The sequence below is a fragment of the Desulfuromonas sp. genome (assembly GCF_002868845.1).
Lineage (GTDB): Bacteria > Desulfobacterota > Desulfuromonadia > Desulfuromonadales > BM501 > BM501.
The window spans coordinates 154,041-173,083 of the sequence record NZ_PKUB01000048.1 but is presented as its reverse complement, the minus strand read 5'-3'; the positions used below and the strand labels follow the sequence as shown (position 1 = coordinate 173,083).

Here is a 19,043-nt window from a genome sequence, read left to right as displayed (position 1 = left end):
AGAAGAACGCCCCCCTGTCCTGCCCCCTCCGCGGTTTACTTTGTCGTTCCCTCTGGTACATTTCCCCCATGGGTTTCAATCGTTTACGCCACGATAAGCGCTGACCGCCACTTTTGCACTCTCCCGGAGGGTTTGACCATGAACGAAACCGCGGGCATTTTCATCGGCCGGGGAGAGACCCCCCTTCAGCTGCTCCTCTCCCGTGCCAACCGCCACGGACTGATCGCCGGAACTACCGGCACCGGCAAGACGGTGACCCTGCAGATCCTCGCAGAGGGCCTCTCCCGGGCCGGGGTGCCGGTCTTCCTCGCCGACGCAAAGGGAGACCTCTCGGGCCTGAGCCACCCAGGCGAAGCGAAGCCGAAGCTGATCGAGAGGGCTGAGAAGATCGGGCTGGAGGGCTTCGCGCCGGCGGCGACCCCGACCCTCTTCTGGGACCTCTTCGGCGAGCAGGGCCACCCGGTACGCACCACCATCTCCGACATGGGGCCGCTGCTGCTGTCCAACCTGCTGGAGCTCAACGAGGCCCAGGAGGGGGTGCTCAACATCGCCTTCCGCATCTCCGACGAGCAGGGGCTGCTGCTGCTCGACCTCAAGGACCTGCGGGCCATCCTCTCCCACGTGGGCGAGAACGCCAAGGAGCTCACCCTCCAGTACGGCAACGTCAGCGCCGCCTCGGTCGGGGCCATCCTGCGCCGCCTTCTCGTCCTGGAGCAGCAGGGCGCCGAGCAGTTCTTCGGAGAACCGGCCCTGGAGCTGGCCGACCTGATGCGCTGCGACTTCTCCGGCCAGGGGGCGGTCAGCGTCCTCGCCGCCGACCGGCTCATGCAGAGCCCGCGCCTCTACGCCACGGCCCTGCTCTGGCTCCTGTCCGAACTGTTCGAGGAATTGCCCGAGGTCGGCGACCCGGACAAGCCGAAACTGGTCCTCTTCTTCGACGAGGCCCACCTCCTCTTCGACGACGCCCCGGAGGCCCTAGTGGACAAGATCGAGCAGGTGGTGCGCCTGATCCGCTCCAAGGGGGTGGGAATCTACTTCGTCACCCAGAACCCGCTCGACATTCCGGACAAAATCCTCGGCCAGCTCGGCAACCGCATCCAGCACGCACTGCGCGCCTACACCCCCCGCGAGCAGAAGGCGGTGCGGGCCGTCGCCCAGACCATGCGCGCCAACCCCAACCTGGAGACCGAGACCGCGATCCTCGAGCTGGGCGTCGGCGAGGCCCTGGTCTCCCTTCTCGACGAGAAGGGCCGCCCCGGCGTCGTGCAGCGGGCCCTGATCCGCCCGCCGGCCTCGCGCATGGGGCCGGCCACCCCGGAGGAACGCCGCGCGGTCCTCGGCCGCAGCCCGGTGGGGGGCCGGTACGACAAGGCGGTGGACAGGGAATCGGCCTACGAAAAGCTCTCCGCCCGGGCCGAGCAGGCGGCCGCAGCCGCCGAGAAGGCGAAGCCGGAGAAAAAGGCCGCCAAGCCGGCCCGGGGCCGCCAGGGCTACGGAGAATCGGTGACCAAGAGCGTAATGCGCAGCATCGGCAGCCAGATCGGGCGCCAGATCGTTCGCGGCCTGCTCGGCTCCCTGTTCCGAGGCCGCTAAAGCCGCCAGGGCCGCGGGGGCGACCACCCGCCAGGGACGTCATGGAACAAGAGGACCTGCTTCGTCTCGAACACCGCATGGGCAAAGCGCACCTCTCCAGGCGCCTGCGCCAGCAGGTCAACATGTCCGGCACCCTCTTCGGAGAAGGGCGGGGGCGCTACCACTGGGAGAACCTGCGCCTGACCCCCAAGGTCCTGCGGACCGGCCTCAAGGCCCTGGGACTGTTGCGGCGCGGGATCCGCAACACCCTCGATTTCCGGGTGGAGGAGGAGACCTTCTCCTTCCCCGACCTGCCCCGGGCCTTCGACGGCTTCACGATCCTGCACCTGTCCGACCTGCACATCGACGGCATGGTGGACGAGGGAGAGCGTCTCGCCGAAATCGTGCGCCCCCTCGACTTCGACCTGGCCGTCCTGACCGGCGACTTCCGCTTCCTCACCGTTCACGACTACGGCGAGACCCTCAGGCGCATGCCCCCCCTGGCCGACGCCCTGACCCGCCGGGATGGGATCGTCGGTGTGCTCGGCAACCACGACTTTATCGAAAAGGTCCCAGGCTTCGAGCGGCTCGGCATCAGCATCCTTCTCAACGAGGCGCTCGAAGTGCGCCGGGGCCCCGACTCCCTCCGCCTGGTCGGGCTCGACGACCCCCACTTTTACGGAACCCACGACTTCTCCCGGGCCTTCTCCGGACTGCCCCCCGGCGAATTCAAAATCCTCCTCGCCCATTCCCCCGAAGTCATCCCCGAGGCGGCGGCCTTCGGAACAAGACTCTACCTGTGCGGACACACCCACGGCGGGCAGATCTGCCTGCCCGGCCGCATCCCCATCCTCACCAACTGCTCCGCCCCGCGCCGCTACCTCAGCGGCCGCTGGCACTACGGCGGGATGTGCGGCTACACCTCCCGGGGGACCGGCACATCGACCTTCCCGGTGCGCTACTTCTGCCCTCCGGAGATCACCCTCCACCGCCTGCGGCGAAGTCCCTAATGGGGAAAAAACCCGAGGACAAGGTCAAAACCGGCCTCACGCCCGTTCGCATGCGCTCACTCAAGCCGCAAAGCCGCAAAGCCGCAAAGGAAATCGCTGTTCCTTCCGATTGACCCTTCTCCCTGAGGGAGAAGGTGGCAATTCCTCACCCTTCGCGGCGGGGGAAGATCGGTATTCTTGGCCGTCCTTGACGTCTTTGCGCAAGACAGGGGTTCCGGGTTTTTTGGTTTGCAGGGCGCCGCCGGGCCTGATATCTTGAGGCGTCCCGTCAACAATACCGAGAGTCGCCGCCATGCCGATCCGCTTCATCCATACCGCCGACATTCACCTTGGCAAGACCTACCGGGGCTCGCCCGGCGAAAAGGAGCGCTTCGAGGACTTTTTCGCCTGCCTCTCCGGCATCGTCGCCGACGCGGTCCGGGAAGAGGTCGATTTCGTCCTCATCGCCGGAGACCTCTTCCACACCGGGCAGATCCTGCCCCGCACCTTCGCCCGCACCATCGAGGTCCTCCAGCCCCTGAAGACGGCGGGCATCCCCTGCATCGCCATCGAAGGGAACCACGACTGGATCCACCGCCGCGACAACATTTCCTGGATGGAGGCCCTCTCCCAGATGGGCTACATCCGCCTGCTGCGCCCCGAACGGACCGATGAGGGCGGCTACCGCTTCGCCCCCTTCGACTCCGAGGAAGGGGCCGGCGGACACGTGGAGATCGGCGGCCTCAACATCTACGGCCTCGGCTACATCGGCGCCCACGCCGGATCCCAGGTTCCGCGCATCTGCGAAGCGGTCGCCACCGAAGACAACATCCTCCTGTTCCACGTCGGGGTCTGGAGCTACACCCCGGTAGAAATCGGCAAGATGCAACCGCAGGAGGCCGCACCCCTCGCCGATACCTTCGGCTACGTCGCCCTGGGCCACGGCCACAAGCCGTACGTGATCGAAACCGACGGCGGCCGACCCTACGCTTTCAACCCCGGCGCCCCCGAATGCGTCAACTTCGGGGAAGAGACCTACGACAAGGGCTACTACCTGGTCACCGTGGACGGCAGCACTTTTAACCACGAATTCCGCCCCACCGCGCCTCGCCCCATGCTCAGCCTCGCCATCGACCTTGGAGGGGCCGCCCACGCCTCCGTAGCCATCGACCGATTCGCCGGCGAGGCCGCCGCTGCCCTGGGCGTCCCGGGAGAGGAAACCCGCCCCCTGCTCCAGGTGAAACTCTACGGCAAAGTCGGATTTCACCCCTTCGAACTCGGAAGGGGCCAGATCCTCGCGGCCTTGGAGGAAATCGCCTCCCCCCTGCACGTGGAGATCCGCAACCAGCTTTCCCTGGCCGCCGGGGCGGCAGAGGGAGAGGGAGCGGCCCACCGCAGCCTGGCCGAGATCGAGCGCGAAGTACTCGAAGAGCTGATCGGCACCGGCAGCGCATACCAGGGGAGCGAGCCGGAGCTGGCGAAACTCGCCATGGCGATCCGGGAGCGGGTACTGAAGGGGGATGCCGAGGGCGAGGATTTGCTGGAGATGCTGACGGATGCGTTCGAGGAGCCTCAAGATGGCGCTTGAGCAATCACCGCAACAGGGGAGAGTTGTGTCGCTCGCTTTTCTGGAAGCATTTGCACGTCCCAAAGAGGCTTCATGTCCCCAGAAATCACCTGTCCATCAAAAAGACCCGTTATTTTATGATTCTCCTGAGCCGACAAGCTAAAATCAAGCGAGTTATGCAGACAAAAAATTCAAAGATAATAATCGGCTTAACCAATCCCAAAAGCCCGTCAAACGTAGGCGCAGTCATGCGTGCGGCTGGCTGCTTCCGGGCTGATTCAGTTTTTTATACGGGGAAGCGTTACGTCCGGGCAGCGCAGTTCAATACCGACACAAAGGATGCAGTCCGGAATATTCCCCTAACCGGGACAACATGTCTTTTGGAATGCGTTCCAGAAACTGCGAAAATCGTATGTGTTGAGTTAGTCGAAGGGGCCACACCCTTGCCCGAATTTCAGCACCCTGACGAAGCATTTTATATTTTCGGCCCCGAAGACGGCACAATCAGCCAAGAACTAATCGATAAAGCCGATTCGGTTGTCTACGTACCGACTATGGGTTGCATGAACCTTGCTGCATCGGTAAACGTCCTCCTTTATGACCGAATGGCCAAATCAACGTCAACGGTTGCCAACAACGAGCTAATCCGACAAAGCCGGGACACCAACAACAGAGTAAAGGTTAAAAACATGAACAGGAGAGCAGTCTGATTTTATTTTTCCATCTATGCCATGAACATCCGGCGACCTTTCTCTCGAGAAATTTTCCCCAGAGGAAAGCATGAAAAAAACCAAAGCATTATCAGAAAAGCACAGGATGTTTTTGTCCCGTGCCGTCGTAGCCGTCGCATTGTTTTTTTTATGCACCACGCAAAGCAAATGGGACATCAAAAATGAAACGATCACATTTGTCCTGTTTTTCATAGGCCTCTTTTTTGTCGGCATTGGTTCCTTGGGAAGAATGTGGTGCTCTCTTTATATCGCCAGCTACAAAAATAAAAAACTTGTCACAAAAGGACCCTATAGTCTTTGTCGAAACCCTTTGTACCTTTTCAGCGCAATTGGATTGATCGGGATTGGTTGCACCACCGAAACCTTCACCTTTCCGGCAGCCTTGATTCTCCTTTTTGCCCTTTATTATCCGGTCGTCATCTCCGGGGAAGAACGGCGACTCAAGAAAATATTTGGAGCCGACTTCGAAGAATACACAAAAAAGTGCCGCCTTTTTTCCCGAGGTTCTCGACTTTTGATGAACCGAACAGCTACACTGTCAATCCCAGAGTCTACAGAAAGCATATTTTCAGTGCATTATGGTTCATCTGGATCGTTGGAATAATCGAGGTGATTAAGGGCATGAAGGCAATTGGACTGTTTAAGACCTTGTGGTCAATTTATTAACAGAGATTCGATGTCGAAAGTAGACCCAACTTCGTAGCGCACCCTTTTTCCCCTTAAAAAACTCTCCAATAAATCCACTGAACAATCTTTTCTTTTGGACCCGCCCGGCGAATCATTCCCTATGCCCTAACAGCACGAATCCTGGGACCCGCCCCTCCTCTTCCAATCCGGTTGCAGCCGCCCTCCGTGGTGATAAATTGGAGTAAAAGGAGGTGCGGCGTGCTCTTTTTTCGACTTCGCCAGACCCTCCCCCCGTTGGGATCATCACAGTTCCAGTGAAATGCGGCTCGCATTTAAACTCTTTCGGGAGGGACCACCATGAGCAAAGAGCGTCTCGTCGTCATCGGCGGGGACGCGGCGGGAATGAGCGCCGCGGCGAAGGCGAAGCGCGACAACCCGGAGCTGGACATCCTCGTCTTCGAGCGCAGCCCACACACCTCCTACTCGGCCTGCGGCATGCCCTACTACATCGGCGGCCTGGTGCCGGAGGTGGAAAAGCTCATCGCCCGTACGCCGGACGATTTCCGCAAGAAGTACGGCATCGAGGCGAAGGTGCGGCACGAAGTGACGGAGATCGACCCGAAGGATCGCCTAGTGCGGGTGCGCGACCGCGACGCCCGGCGGGAGTGGCAGGAGCCTTACGACCAGCTCCTGATCGCCACGGGGGCCGTGCCCTTCTGCCCGCGCCTGCCCGGGTCGAGCACCGGGGGGATCTTCGGCCTCTCCACCCTGCAGAGCGGCATCCGGGTGCAGCGCTACCTGGAAGAGCGGCAGCCGAGAAAAGCGATCGTCGTCGGAGGCGGCTACATCGGCCTGGAAATGGCCGAGGCGCTGCTCCGCCGCGGCCTCGAGGTCGCCCTCGTGCAGCGCAGCGAGCAAGTCATGGGAACCCTCGACCCCGACATGGGAGCCCTCGTCTCCGAGGCCCTGCGCCAAACCGGAGTCACCCTGCACCTGGAAGAATCCCTGACCGCCTTCGAGGCCTCCGGGGACCGGGTGACGGCGGTCGTAACGGACAAACAGACCCTGCCCGCGGACATCGTCATCCTCGGGATGGGGGCCCGCCCCAATGCGGAACTGGCCGAGCGGGCCGGCATCCCTCTCGGGGAGAGGGGATCGATCCGGGTCAACAGCCGGATGCAGACCCCGGTCGACGGGGTCTGGGCGGCGGGGGACTGCGCCGAAACCATTCACCTGGTCAGTCGGAAGCCCTTCTGGGTCTCCCTCGGCACGGTCGCCAACAAGATGGGGGTCGTAGCGGGGACCAACCTCGGCGGCGGCAGCGCGGTCTTCCCCGGCGTGGTGGGCACGGCGGTGAGCAAGATCTGCAAATACGAGGTGGCACGCACCGGTCTGCAGGAGGAGGAGATCCGCCGCCTTGGCCTGGAATTCGCCAGCGCGACCATCAAGAGCCGCACCCGGGCCGGGTACTACCCGAAGGCCGGTCGGATCACGGTGAAGATTCTCATGGAGAAGGGAAGCGGACGCCTGCTCGGCGGGCAGATCGTCGGCATCGAAGGGGCGGCCAAGCGGATCGACATCCTCGCCACCGCGCTCCACGCCGGCATGACCGCCGCCCAGCTCATCGACCTCGACCTCTCCTACGCGCCCCCCTACTCGCCGGTGTGGGACCCGGTACAGACCGCCGCGAGGCAGGTGGTGAAAATGATATGATCACCGCCCTTTTACGAGCTTTTGACTGAAAGATTTTCAGGGAGGCATCAAAGGCTCCCACTTCGCACTCTCCCCTATCCCCTCAGTGCAGTTCGATCTCCATGCCGTCGTGGGCGAAAATCGCCAGCACCCCTCGCTGCAGGGCCTCTGCGGCGACCTCCTCGGCCAGGACCGCCTCCTCCCCGGGGACGATCGCCTCCCCGCAGTGGGTGAAAAGCACCCTCTGCACTCCCTCCCGGGCGCACCAGCCGAGCTGGGTGGCCACCGGGGCGTGGCCGCAGAGAGTCTCCTCCTCGACGCGCAGCAGACCGTCGTGGAGGGCCGAGCCGTCCCCGATGTACAGATCAACCCCCGCCAGGGCCTCCCGCCGCTCGTCGATAGCCGCCAGGTCCGGGGCGTAGAAAAGGGAGGTTTCTCCGGCCCTGATCCGATAACCTACCGCCGGGGCGCGCAGGGAATGCCGTAGCGCGAACGCCTCGAAGAGCATGCCGCAGAGGCTGAAGGGGCGGCGGGGTTCGACGGTCTCCCGCTCGGCCAGGGGATAGTCGGCGATGGCCTCCCAGGTCGCGGCGGTGGCGTAGACCGGGCAGGGAGCACCGGATGCGAGCCCGCCTGAGTGGTCGGCGTGGGCGTGGGTGAGGACGACCGCTTCGGGATGCAGGCCGGGGAGCGCCTCGGCCCAATCGAGGCCGCAGTCGACCAGCACCCGCCCCCCGCCGTTGGCGAGAAGAAGGGCGCTGTGCCTCCGGTGAAGTGGATTGGACGCGTCGATATAGGCGCGGGTACAGAGGAAGGTGACTTTCACGGCCTGTACTTTTCCAGGTAGCCCTTCACCCGCACCTTTCGGGCGGTGTTCTCCGAGCTCATGTAGCGGATCTTTCCAAAGATCGGCCGTTCCGGTCCCCAGGCGCGATCGTAACGGCCAAGGCACCAGAGGATGCCGCTGTAGGAGTTGGGATCGCGCCCGTCCAGGGCATACCGATCGTTGAACGCGATCATCGTCTCCAGCGCATCCTGCGGCGACGGAGTCCACTCGAGAATCTTCTTGCCCCACAGCATGCGCAGGTAGTTATGCAGCCGCCCCTCCCGCACCAGCTGCATCTGCGCCGCGTTCCACAGGGGGTAGCGGGTTTTCCCGGCCTCCAGCTCCTGCCGGGTATAGGCGACGGGACGGGGATCCCCGCGGTGTTCCTCCAGGGTCCGCCGCGCCCACTCGGGCAAAGAGGCGTAGGCGGCATAATCATCCCGGAAAGTGCACATGTTGAAGCCGAGCTCGCGCCAGGTGACGACCTGATCGAGGAAGGCCTCTGCCGCCACGCCCATCCCCCACCAGCCCGTGCGCTTGCCCCGCGTATCGGGCCCCAGGAGATCGGGGGACCAGCCCTCGGCCTCGGCCAGTTCGGCGAAAACCTGGTGGACGTAGACGTGGCCGAAGTGCAGGTAAGGAGAGAGGCCGCTTGTGACCTCCGCCTCCGGCTCGTTGCGCTCCTCAGAGTAGCGCGCCAGCCGCTTCTCCAGAAAGCGGCGCAGGGCTTTCACACCCTCCCGGGAGCCCCCCCGGGCCGGAGCGGTGTGAACGGAGTGATCGATCGGCATGCGGGCCAGGACCCGGCGCGATGCGGCCAGCAGCTCTTTTCCGGCACCCGGCCAGCGGCGGAGAACCTCCGCGGGGAGCTTCGGAGGGTCAGGGAGCGTCCCCCCCTGCAGGGGGTCCTCCACGGGGAATTCCAAAAGATATTTTGGCAGAACCTTCTGCAAAAAGCGCCGGAAGGCGTAGGCCGTCGGGTAGTCGTGATCGGCGGCGTGAAGGGGGAGCAGGCCGTTGCCGTCGATCGCCTCCAGACGAACCGCCAGCTTGGCCGCCGCGGCGGCGACCATGCGGGGGAGAAAAAAAGCGGGGTAATCGTCGGTGACGACCAGGCAGGCCCGCTCCGCCAGGGTCAGAAGAAGGCCCTTGCCCTCCCCCGCCTCCGGCTCGACGTAGGGATGATAGAGGACCTGGCGGGCCGCCAGGCTGCGGGCGTTCTCTGCCATCCCCTGCAGGATGAAGGCGTGCAGGCGGTCGCTGGCGTAGGGGTAGCAGCAGCGCAGGGGCTCGAGCACCACCAGGGGGCGGTTCAGTTCGGTCGCCATCTCCACCGCGCGCTGCAGGGCGAAACTCCACCTCGTTCTCCGGCTGGCAATCATCCAGTAGAGGACGTACCCCCCCTCCTGCCTCAACGGAGCGAGGTTGACCTCGCGGATGCGCGAAATCGGGACCTTCTGCATGTTGAAACCTTCCGTTCGAAAAGTTTGGCGACTCTGAAACTCCATTCTACCCCCCCGGATAGAGACTGGCCAGAACCGTTTCTGGTAAAATTATCCCGTCATCCTGTCGATGAAAGAAGAAGGAGGTTCACAATGACAACACGAGTCCTCTTGGTCGCAGCCGACCGGCAGGCGCGAGAAGGGTATTTACAGGCGGTTGCCGAAAGTGAAATCGCCTGCGAAACCCTGGAATCGTTGGAGGGCCTGCGCCGGACCCTGGAGAAGACGGCCTTCAACGGCCTCCTCCTCGACCTGCCCACCCTGGTGCGCTCCGATGCCGCCGCAAAGAAACTGGTCAGCAAGGTTCAGGATATCTATCCCACCGTCCGCCTGCGCTGGCTCCCCGAGCGACAACAGGTCCGGGCGATTGTGGCCGGCGGGCAACTCGACCCCGGCGCCCCCCTGACCGACTTCATCGACCGCTACTGCCGCCCCTGGCGCGCCCGCCCCCTGCGCCAGGCTCAACGGATGACGACGTACTTCAGCGTCCTGCTCTCGAACCGCCCCGACTTCCCCCCCGAAGCTACGGAGAAGACCAACACTCTGGACCTTTCCGAAGGAGGGTGCTTCATTATCAGCAGTTCTCCCTGGGAGGTTGGAAGCCGGGCCTGGGTCCGGATCATGGAGCTTGACGACGACACGCCGATGGAGGTCGAGGTCCGCATGCACAGACCGTGGGGAGCCGGAAAAAAACTCCCCGGCCTCGGGGTCGCCTTCCTGAATCTGCTCCCCGGACAAAGAATGAGGGTGGAGGCCCTACTGGGGGGTAAAGGACTTGGCCAACGGAAATAAAGAGGCTCGAAGAAAGACTGCCAGGGGGATCGGGCTTCACATGGCGGTCAGCGCCTGCCTGCCCGGGGGGACCGGTCCGCGGAGGCGCACGCCAATCGCCCCCCCATAACCACTTGATTTCACCTACCCTCCCCGCTATGGTATCGGCTTCGCAAAAGGACGGAAGAGGTCGGGAGGGCCTGCCCACATGAACATCCGGGTTTTGATCATATCGGACAATGAAGAGGCCTGCGCCGCTTACCGGCGGGCGGCGGAAAGCGCGGGAGCCTGTTGCGACTCCGTCTCCAGCCTGGCCGACATCCACCGGGCGCTTGTCCAGACCCCCTACAACGGACTGTTGCTCGACGTGGTGACCGGCATCAAGGCCAGCCATTCAGAAAGGGCCCGGGTGCAGGACATCCTGGAGATCTTTCCGACTATCCGCCTGAAACGGGGGGGGCAGGGGGAAAACGTGCGAGCTCTGCTGTTAAGCACCAACCAGGGCATCTCCGTCGAAGAATTCATAACCTCCCACTGCCTGCCCTTCAAGGCAAGAGGCATCCGCAGGAACCCGCGAATCGGCCTTCACTTTAATGTGCTGTTGTCGCCGAGAGAGGATTTCCCTGCCGAAGACACAGAAAAAACGGTCACCATGGACATAGCCCGGGGCGGATGCTTCCTGTACTCGACCAGGAGATGGGAAGGGACCGAAACCGCCTGGATCCAAATCCTCGAGTTCGAGGAACGCACCCCGATCCGGGTAGAGATCTGCAGACACATCCCCTGGGGCAAATCGCTGGCCGTGCCCGGAATCGGGGCCAAGTTTGCCGGCCTCTCCGCCGGCCAGACCGAAGCCATCCGGCTCATGCTCGACTCCCGCCCCGCCACCCTTTCCTAGGCCCGGGCGCCTACCGAATCCCCCCCCCGGCATGGCCAAACCCGGCCCGTCTGCTAAACTGGACCCCAGCCTCGCCATTGTCCCTAACGACGACTTCAGCCGGAGGCAGCAGGAGGATGTATGGAAAGGATCAAACTCGGCGTCAGCGCCTGCATGCTCGGGGAACCGGTCCGCTACGACGGCGGCCACGCCCTCGACCGCTACCTGAGAGACACTCTCGGCCAGTACGTCCAATTCGTGCCGGTCTGCCCCGAAGTGGAACTCGGCCTGCCGACGCCGCGGCCGACTCTGCGCCTGGTGGGGGACCCGGAGCGGCCGCGGCTGGTCTTCTCCCAGGGCGGCGAGGACATCACCGACAAGATGACCGACTGGGCTGAGAAGCGGGCCATGGAGCTGGAAAAGGAGGACTTGTGCGGCTTCGTCTTCAAGAGCCGCTCCCCCTCGAGCGGCATGGAGCGGGTCAAACTCTACGATCGCAACGGGGTGCCGCAAAAGGGGGGGGTGGGGATCTTCGCCCGGGTCTTCATGGAGCACTTCCCGCTGGTGCCGGTGGAGGAGGACGGCCGGCTGCACGACCCGAGGCTGCGGGAGAACTTCATCGAGAGCCTCTTTACCTTCAAGCGCTGGAGGGACACTCTGGCGACCGACCGGAGCCGCGGCGGCCTGGTCGCCTTCCACACCCGCCACAAGCTGCTGATCCTCGCCCACAGCCCCGAGCTCTACCGCGAGATGGGAGAACTCGTTGCGACGGCAAAGGAGCTGCCTCTGGATGAACTGCTGGGCGCCTATCAGGAGCAGCTGATGAATGCCATGCGCCAGAAGGCCACGGTCAGCAACCACGTCAACGTCCTGCAGCACATGCTCGGCTATTTTAAGAAGGAATTGACGGCCGACGAGAAGCAGGAGGTCCTGGAGATCGTCGCCCGCTACCAGGAAGGCATCCTGCCCCTGATCGTCCCGGTGACCCTGCTCAAACACTTCGTGCGCAAGTACGACCAGCCCTACCTCCGGGAGCAGGTCTACCTCGACCCCCACCCCGTGGAACTGCAGCTGCGCAACCACGTCTAAAGAATCAGGGCTGGGCGGGCAGGAGGCCTTCCTCCAGGGAGGCGGCCAGGCGGCGCAGAAGCTCGAAGTAGGCCTCCGGACCGGGAGAAAGCTTTGCGCCGAGGGGGTCGAGCTCTCCGCTGCGCGCCCCCGTCCCCTCGATCACCGCGGCCACCAGGCGGGGTTCGAACTGGGGCTCGCTGAAGACGCAGCGTGCCTCAAGGCGTCGGATTTCCGCCCGGATCTCCCGCAACCTGCGGGCACCCGGCTTCCGGTCGGGGTTGATGGTAAGGGCGCCGGCCGCCCGCAGCTCGAAGGTCCGCTCCAGGTACTGAAAGGCATCGTGAAATACGACGTAGGGAACCTCCCGCACCGGGGCGATCCTCTCCTGCATCTCGACATAAAGCCCTTCCAGTCTCTCCACCAGAGCGGCGCCGTTTTCCCTGTAACGCTCGCGGTGCGCCGGGTCGGCCTCGCCGAGGGCCTCCGCCAGAAGGCCGGCGACCCGCCCCGCCAGCCGGGGATCGAGCCAGAAGTGGGGGTCGGTGGCGCCGTGACCGTGGCCATGGTGGGACTTGGCGTGGGACCCGCCTTCCTCCCAGCCTCCCCCCTCGCGCGCAGCCAGCAGTTCCCCCTCGAGGGCTGAGGCAAGGGTCAGGAGTTTCGCCCCGCCGCCCAGGCTCGAAAGAGGCTTTTCCAGAAAACTCTCCAGTTCGGGGCCGACCCAGACGACCAGATCCGCCCGGGCCAGGGACCGGGCCTCCGAGGGGCGTAGCGCGTAGCTGTGGGGAGAGCCGCCGCCCTTGACCAGGAGAGTCGGCTGCCCGACCCCGGCCATCACCGAGGCCACCAGGGAATGGATCGGCAGGATGCTGGCCACCACCCGAGGCGGGGAGTCGGCCCGGGCAGGGGCCAGGGTCAGCAGAAAGAAGAAAAGGCACAGGGCGGCAAGGCGCGGGAGGGTCGAGAGCATGGTCTTTCTCCGAAGAGTCGATTCGTTGACATCAATGCAATTTGTTATGTTATAACATTAACACTAAGGAAGGAAGGACCGTTTGCCATGACCGCCGCCCCGAAATCAGCCCCTTCACCATCTCGCTTCGCCGGCGCTGACCACGACCACGCCGGGTGCGTCGCCGCGGCGCTGGCGGCCGCCGAATCGATCTGCAGGAAGAACGGCACCCGCCTCACCAGGCTGCGCCGCCGGGTGCTCGAACTGGTCTGGCAAAGCCATCGGCCGGTGGGAGCCTACGCCCTGCTCGACATGCTGCGCGAGGAGGGCCGTGCCGCACCGCCCACCGTCTACCGGGCCCTCGATTTCCTGCAGGCCCACGGCCTGGTACACCGGTTGGCCTCCCTCAACGCCTACGTGGGCTGTTCCCGGCCGGGCACCCTCCACACCGGCCAGTTCCTGATCTGCGGCGCCTGCCACAACCTCGTCGAAATGGACGAGGCCGGGGTCGCTGCGGCCATCGAGAGAAGCGCCCGGGCGGCGGGTTTCCAAGTCCAACAGCAAACGTTGGAGATCCAGGGGCTCTGCCCCGACTGCCGCTAGAATAGCCATCCCCCGCGAGGAGCCCATGGGCAGCACCTTTCTGCTCGAGATAGAGAATGCCACCGCCCGCATGCAGGGGCGCGAGGTTCTGAAACAAGTCAGCCTGGCAATCAGTCCCGGGGAGATCGTCACGGTCATCGGCCCCAACGGCGCCGGCAAGACGACCTTGCTGCGGGTGGCCCTCGGGCTGCTTCCCCCGACCGCCGGGCAGGTGCGGCGCCGGCCCCGGCTGCGCATCGGCTATATGCCCCAGCGCCTTCACATCGACGGCACCCTCCCCCTCAGCGTCCGGCGCTTTCTATCCCTCGCCCGACGGGGAGCCGTGGAGGACCTGGAGGCGACCCTGGAAGAGGTCGGCGCCCTCCAGACCGCCGACTCCCCGCTGCAGGCGCTCTCCGGGGGCTAACTGCAGCGGATCCTCCTTGCCCGCGCCCTGCTGCGCGATCCCGACCTGCTGGTTCTGGACGAGCCGGTTCAGGGGGTCGACGTCCACGGGCAGGTCGAGCTGTTCCAGCTCATCACCCGCATCCGGAACCGGCGCAACTGCGCAGTCCTCATGGTCTCCCACGACCTGCACCTGGTGATGGCCTCCACCGACCGGGTGGTCTGCCTGAACCACCACGTCTGCTGCACCGGCACCCCGGAGGTGGTCACCCACAACCCCGCCTACCTGGAACTGTTCGGACCTCTGGCGGTGCAGAACCTGGCGATCTACTCCCACGACAAGGACCACAAGCATGAGGGCTAGAAGGCAAGGCGACCGGGAGGCCTTCCCGGCGGGAGGCGCGAGCCATGGATGATTTCCTGCTGCGTGCCCTGCTGGGCGGGATCGGGGTGGCGGCGGTGGCAGGACCCTTCGGCTCCTTCGTCGTGTGGCGCCGGCTGGCCTACTTCGGCGACACCCTTGCCCATTCCGCCCTGCTGGGGGTGGCCATCGGCCTGCTGCTGCATCTCAACCTGACCCTCGGGGTGGTGGCGATCTGTCAGCTCCTGGCCCTGCTGCTCTTCCTCTTCCAGCGCCAGAGGCGCCTGGCCGACGACACCCTGCTCGGCATCCTCTCCCACAGCGCCCTCTCCCTCGGGCTGGTGGCCCTGGCCTTCATGGAGACGGTGCGGATTGACCTGATCTCCTACCTGTTTGGCGACATCCTCGCCATCACCCGGGTCGACCTGGCCTGGATCTTCGGAGGCGGCGCGCTGGCCCTTGGGGCCTTGCTCCTGCTCTGGAGGCCGCTGGTCTCGATCACCGTCCACGAGGACCTGGCGCGGGTCGAAGGGCTGCCCGTCGACCTGGTCCAGCTGGCCTTCTTCGCCCTGATGGCCCTTGTCGTGGCGATCATGATGAAGGTCGTCGGGCTGATCCTGGTCACCTCTCTGCTCATCATCCCCGCCGCCACGGCCCGCCGCTTCGCCCGCTCTCCCGAAGCCATGGCCGCCGCCGCGAGCGGCTTCGGCTGCCTGGCCGTCGCCGGCGGGCTGCTGGCCTCCCTGCGGTGGGACACCCCCGCCGGCCCCTCCATTGTGCTGGCCGCCACAGCGCTGTTCGTCGCCACCTACCTCATCCCCCACGGCCGGGCCTGACTCGCCCGACTCGCCGCGACCCGCTTCCGAAGAAGCTTTTCCAGAACTTGCGGAAGTCTTGGGCAATCCCCTGAACACCCTCGGAAGAGAGATCCCGCGGCCCGCTTTTTCCCTATAAGCCCACCCCCACCCGAACGTTCCCGAGACCTTTTCTCAATTGCATCAAAGTCCCAAACCGGACCGAGCAAGAGCCTCCAGGTCTCACCGACCTGAAGGCTCTTGCTCGGCCAGCCTATGTTTGGGTGGCTCCCTGGGGGACGAGTGTTCAAGCCGCCTGCAGGGGTCCACCAATTCGCCAATCTTGGGAACCTTTTGCCCCTATGATTATTAAAAACAGTCTTCGACGACCACCTCGTTCAGAGATAGTTGTCCTGGTTTCGGCCAGGAGTCCTTTATTTTCTTTCCGACCGCCACCATCGGGCCCATCACATGGTCGTCAGGCAGATTGATCAGTTCGGCGACCTTTTCAATATCGAAACCGATCATCGGGCAGGAGTCATACCCCATCGCCTTGGCAGCCAGCATGATATTCTGCATGGCCAAACCGATCGACCTCTGAGCCTCGTCGCGCTGCAGCCATTCACGGCCTTCATGAAACGGGCCCATCCAGTTGACGAGAAGGTCCGCAACCTCCTTGGGAGCATTCTGCCAATAACGCTGAGGCTCCTTCGCCCACGCCTTGAGATCCGCCGTCATAATGATGAGCAGGGACGCATCGGTCATCTGGGCCTGGTCATTGCCGTACTCGGTGCGGATTCTCCGGCGCAGGTCAGGATCACGAACAAGGACAAATCTCCAGTGTTGAGCATTGAAGCTTGTGGGGGCCTGAATCGCGGCATTCAAAAGCTTGACCTCTTCCTCCTTCGACAGACGGTGACTGGGGTCAAATTGCTTGATTGCCCGACGCTGATAGATGGCATCAAAGGTGTCCATAACGTAGCTCCCTTAAGTTGGTGTCCTGGTTTTTTGAAATAGTATATAGCGGATTGGTGAAAATTCTGTTTCCCTGCAAAGCAAGAAAGACCCGACCGGGTGTCCAGGCGGGCCTTTCTGCGGTCCTGTCTCTCGCTGAACATCAGCCCCCACCGAGCCGCAATAATAAAGGCGAACCGACAAACCACCAACTCCGACTTGAACCTCGTTGTTGCACGGAGCGGGCATCTATGATTGGGACAACATTTTGTTCAATGCTTCTCGTAGGTGCCCACAAACTCGGCCCGAGCCACGATGTGACCGGTCATCGCCGCCTCGAGTTGGGCCTTGGTCGGCCGAACCAGACCGTCCAGCACCGTATCCAGGGCGTAGAGCTTGTGAAAGTAGCGATGGCGGCCGACCGGTGGGCAGGGGCCGCCGTAGGCGGTTCTGCCCCAGTCGTTCAGCCCTTCCCCGGAACCTGGAGGCAGGTCCTCGACCGCCTCGGCGAGACCGCCGCTGTCCGGCGCCAGGTTGTAGAGCACCCAGTGCACCCAGGTTCTTTTCGGGGCCTTCGGGTCGGGAGCATCGGGATCGTCGACGATGAGGACCAGGCTTTTGGCTTCCGGCGGGATTCCCGACCAGGCCAGCGGGGGAGAAACGTCAGCCCCCTGGCAGGTGTATCGGGTCGGGATGCTGCCGCCATCGGCAAAGGCAGAGGAGTTGATTTCCATGGCCATGAGCCCCTCCCTTCCGGCAAAGTTCAGCAGCAGCGCAATAAGCAGCACAAGGGATGCCGACCTGGCGTTCACTTTTCACCTCCTGGCCGTAGAATTTGCCCATACTGTTTCCCTTCGAAACTCTTAAACTGAGGATATCCCCTTCTGGGCAGATCGCAATCGGTCGGGCCGCCTGATTCAGCCCCCCGGCAGAAACACTCCGGCCGGGAGCCCTGTGCAGCCGATGTCATTTTCACTTTTCTGTTCCGACATGCCATTCTGCATCGCCGGGACGATAACGCAGAGTCCGGCTGGACCTGAAACCGATCGGATGTTTCATGAAGACCTCGGGCTCTACGAAAATCGGCAGAGGCGATCTCCCCGAAAAAAATCCCCCGCCGCCACCAGGCAACGGGGGATTCATCTATTGATCTGAAGCCAAGCCGATCCGTCAAAAGCTCACAGGATGTTTCCTTCCCCCCGCCGGGTCACCCGCCGCAGACCGGGCACCCCTGCAGGCGCAGGGGCCTCTCCAGGTGCCCCGCGGCGAGCAGTTCCGGGTCCCGCAGCAGGTCCGCCGTCGGGCCGTCGGCGAGGATGCGCCCACCGTCCATGACGAGGGTCCTCCCGCAGAGATCGAGGGCCAGGTCGAGGTCGTGGGTGGCGATGATCCGGGTGTGCCCGAAGCCCCGCAGCAGCTCGATGAGACGCTTGCGCGCCTGCGGATCGAGCCCTGCCGCAGGCTCGTCGAGCACAAGAACCTCGGGCTCCATGGCGAGCACCGCCGCGATGGCCACGGCACGCTTCTCCCCCCCGGAGAGATGGTAGGGAGGACGCTGCCGCAGGTGCAGAACGCCCACCCTGCCGAGGGCCTCCCGGACCCGCGATTCCACCTCCTGCCGGGGAAGGCCAAGGTTGAGGGGACCGAAGGCCACGTCCTCCTCCACAGAGGGCATGAAGAGCTGGTCATCAGGATCCTGGAAAACCACCCCAACCCGCTGCCGGACCTGGCGCAGGTTTCCGGCAGTGACCCGATTCCCGGCGAGGCGCACCGCGCCCGTCTTTGAAATGAGCGAGCCGTTGAGGTGCAGCAGGAAGGTGGACTTGCCGGCGCCGTTGGCGCCGACCACGGCTACCGATTCGCCCGCGGCGATGCTGCAGGTGATCCCCAGCAGGGCCCGGGTGCCGTCGGGATAGGCGTATTCCAGGCCCTCGATGGCGAGGGTGGGGGAACTCATCGCATCACCTCCGTGATCAGGCCCCCCAGCAGGCGGGGCAGGTTGACAAGGCGAAAGGCCAAAAAGGCGGCCGACCAGCCGAGGGTAAAGAGGGCCTCCCGGCGTCCGAAATGGAGCCTGCGCAGCAGGTGGACCTCGCCGTCGAAACCCCGCCCCAGCATCGCCAGGTGGATTCGCCCGGCACGGTCCAGGGTGCGCAGGAGCCACTGCCTCAGCAGATGGGCGAAAACGCCTATTCCCAGGCCCCGGCTGCCGAAGGAGCGCTGGGCGCGGGCCCTCACCAGGCGGCTGCCCTCCTCTACCAGGACGAAGAGGTAGCGGTAGAGAAAGAGGAGCTGCACCACCAGGACCCGCGGCGCGCCGAGGCGCCCCAGGGCGAGGGCGATGCCCTGCATGCCGGTGGTGGCGATCAGGATGAGGACCGCGCCGACGGAAAGCACGAAGCGCAGCGCCAGGGAGGCCAGGGAGACCCAGCCCCCCGATACCTCCAGCGGTCCCAGGACAAGGAGGGTCTCCCGGTCGATCAGCGGGTTGAAGATTCCCACCAGGAGGACGAAGGGGGCGGCGAGCAGCAGCTTGCGACTCAGAACACTCAGGGGCAGTCGCCCCATGCCGACCAGCGCGGCGGGGAAAAGGAAAAAGGGGAGCAGGGCGGAGATCTCGTAGCGGCCGAAGGAGACCACCGCGACGATGAAGACCAGGGTCGTCACCAGCTTGGCCCGGGGGTCGAGGCGGTGGACGGTGCTCTCCATCCCGGCCAGGGCCTCCAGGGCGCGAATATCCAGATAGGCCGAGGCGACTTGACTCATGGTCCGC

General features: G+C 64.1%; 18 protein-coding genes and 1 pseudogene. 12 read left to right on the top strand and 7 right to left on the bottom strand.

The features are described from left to right. Positions 1-138: 138 nt before the first annotated feature. From C0617_RS15200 to C0617_RS15175, 6 genes are all read left to right on the top strand, one after another. Positions 139-1,593, top strand: a complete 1,455-nt coding sequence (locus tag C0617_RS15200) for a helicase HerA-like domain-containing protein (protein WP_291317886.1) — start codon at positions 139-141, stop codon at positions 1,591-1,593. A gap of 41 nt (positions 1,594-1,634) precedes the next feature. Beyond that, positions 1,635-2,582 (top strand): metallophosphoesterase, encoded by a 948-nt coding sequence (locus tag C0617_RS15195; RefSeq protein ID WP_291317885.1) that lies wholly within the window; start codon positions 1,635-1,637, stop codon positions 2,580-2,582. A gap of 292 nt (positions 2,583-2,874) precedes the next feature. Further along, complete coding sequence (locus C0617_RS15190; protein ID WP_291317884.1) at positions 2,875-4,149, top strand: exonuclease SbcCD subunit D; 1,275 nt, start codon at positions 2,875-2,877, stop codon at positions 4,147-4,149. Positions 4,150-4,304: 155 nt separating this feature from the next. Beyond that, a complete protein-coding gene (locus tag C0617_RS15185; RefSeq protein ID WP_363324404.1) occupies positions 4,305-4,838 on the top strand; it encodes an RNA methyltransferase in 534 nt (177 codons plus the stop codon). 70 nt (positions 4,839-4,908) lie between these two features. Next, positions 4,909-5,463 carry an isoprenylcysteine carboxylmethyltransferase family protein gene (locus C0617_RS15180; protein ID WP_291317882.1) on the top strand — a complete coding sequence of 185 codons (555 nt, stop codon included), beginning with the start codon at positions 4,909-4,911 and terminating at the stop codon, positions 5,461-5,463. A 380-nt stretch (positions 5,464-5,843) separates the two neighbouring features. Further along, on the top strand, positions 5,844-7,199 hold the full coding sequence (locus tag C0617_RS15175; RefSeq protein ID WP_291317881.1) for an FAD-dependent oxidoreductase: 1,356 nt from the start codon (positions 5,844-5,846) through the stop codon (positions 7,197-7,199). Between the two features lie 82 nt (positions 7,200-7,281). Here the strand turns inward: C0617_RS15175 and C0617_RS15170 are convergent, their stop codons facing one another. Together C0617_RS15170 and C0617_RS15165 are read right to left on the bottom strand one after the other, a co-directional pair. Continuing rightward, positions 7,282-8,004 (bottom strand): MBL fold metallo-hydrolase, encoded by a 723-nt coding sequence (locus C0617_RS15170; protein ID WP_291317880.1) that lies wholly within the window; start codon positions 8,002-8,004, stop codon positions 7,282-7,284. Beyond that, positions 8,001-9,467 carry a deoxyribodipyrimidine photolyase gene (locus C0617_RS15165; RefSeq protein ID WP_291317879.1) on the bottom strand — a complete coding sequence of 489 codons (1,467 nt, stop codon included), beginning with the start codon at positions 9,465-9,467 and terminating at the stop codon, positions 8,001-8,003. Before C0617_RS15165 ends, C0617_RS15170 begins: the two co-directional genes overlap by 4 nt. A gap of 132 nt (positions 9,468-9,599) precedes the next feature. Here C0617_RS15165 and C0617_RS15160 point away from each other — a divergent pair, with 132 nt between their 5' ends. From C0617_RS15160 to C0617_RS15150, 3 genes are all read left to right on the top strand, one after another. Further along, positions 9,600-10,298: a PilZ domain-containing protein gene (locus C0617_RS15160; protein ID WP_291317878.1), complete on the top strand. Its 699-nt coding sequence runs from the start codon at positions 9,600-9,602 to the stop codon at positions 10,296-10,298. 187 nt (positions 10,299-10,485) lie between these two features. After that, positions 10,486-11,175 (top strand): response regulator, encoded by a 690-nt coding sequence (locus C0617_RS15155; RefSeq protein WP_291317877.1) that lies wholly within the window; start codon positions 10,486-10,488, stop codon positions 11,173-11,175. 120 nt (positions 11,176-11,295) lie between these two features. Continuing rightward, entirely contained in the window at positions 11,296-12,243 is a 948-nt protein-coding gene (locus C0617_RS15150) for a DUF523 and DUF1722 domain-containing protein (protein ID WP_291317876.1), read from the top strand. A 4-nt stretch (positions 12,244-12,247) separates the two neighbouring features. On the opposite strand, the gene C0617_RS15145 is transcribed toward C0617_RS15150, so the two are convergent. Next, a complete protein-coding gene (locus C0617_RS15145; RefSeq protein ID WP_291317875.1) occupies positions 12,248-13,195 on the bottom strand; it encodes a zinc ABC transporter substrate-binding protein in 948 nt (315 codons plus the stop codon). A gap of 87 nt (positions 13,196-13,282) precedes the next feature. On the opposite strand from C0617_RS15145, the gene C0617_RS15140 reads away from it, so the two are divergent. From C0617_RS15140 to C0617_RS15125, 3 genes and pseudogenes are all read left to right on the top strand, one after another. Beyond that, positions 13,283-13,777, top strand: coding sequence for a transcriptional repressor (locus C0617_RS15140; protein ID WP_291317874.1), 495 nt, complete (start codon positions 13,283-13,285; stop codon positions 13,775-13,777). A gap of 70 nt (positions 13,778-13,847) precedes the next feature. Next, positions 13,848-14,525 (top strand): annotated as a pseudogene (gene znuC / locus C0617_RS17220) (zinc ABC transporter ATP-binding protein ZnuC). 44 nt (positions 14,526-14,569) lie between these two features. Then, positions 14,570-15,358 (top strand): metal ABC transporter permease, encoded by a 789-nt coding sequence (locus C0617_RS15125; RefSeq protein ID WP_291317871.1) that lies wholly within the window; start codon positions 14,570-14,572, stop codon positions 15,356-15,358. 327 nt (positions 15,359-15,685) lie between these two features. Here C0617_RS15125 and C0617_RS15120 read toward each other — a convergent pair whose 3' ends face one another. The 4 genes from C0617_RS15120 to cbiQ all read right to left on the bottom strand — a co-directional run bounded on the left by C0617_RS15120 (position 15,686) and on the right by cbiQ (position 19,036). Continuing rightward, a complete protein-coding gene (locus tag C0617_RS15120) occupies positions 15,686-16,291 on the bottom strand; it encodes a nitroreductase family protein (protein WP_291317870.1) in 606 nt (201 codons plus the stop codon). A gap of 251 nt (positions 16,292-16,542) precedes the next feature. After that, entirely contained in the window at positions 16,543-17,010 is a 468-nt protein-coding gene (locus C0617_RS15115) for a YbhB/YbcL family Raf kinase inhibitor-like protein (protein WP_365889419.1), read from the bottom strand. 467 nt (positions 17,011-17,477) lie between these two features. Next, positions 17,478-18,227: an ABC transporter ATP-binding protein gene (locus C0617_RS15110; protein ID WP_291317868.1), complete on the bottom strand. Its 750-nt coding sequence runs from the start codon at positions 18,225-18,227 to the stop codon at positions 17,478-17,480. Beyond that, positions 18,224-19,036 carry a cobalt ECF transporter T component CbiQ gene (cbiQ, locus tag C0617_RS15105; protein ID WP_291317867.1) on the bottom strand — a complete coding sequence of 271 codons (813 nt, stop codon included), beginning with the start codon at positions 19,034-19,036 and terminating at the stop codon, positions 18,224-18,226. The genes C0617_RS15110 and cbiQ overlap by 4 nt, the downstream gene beginning before the upstream one ends. Positions 19,037-19,043 lie beyond the last annotated feature (7 nt).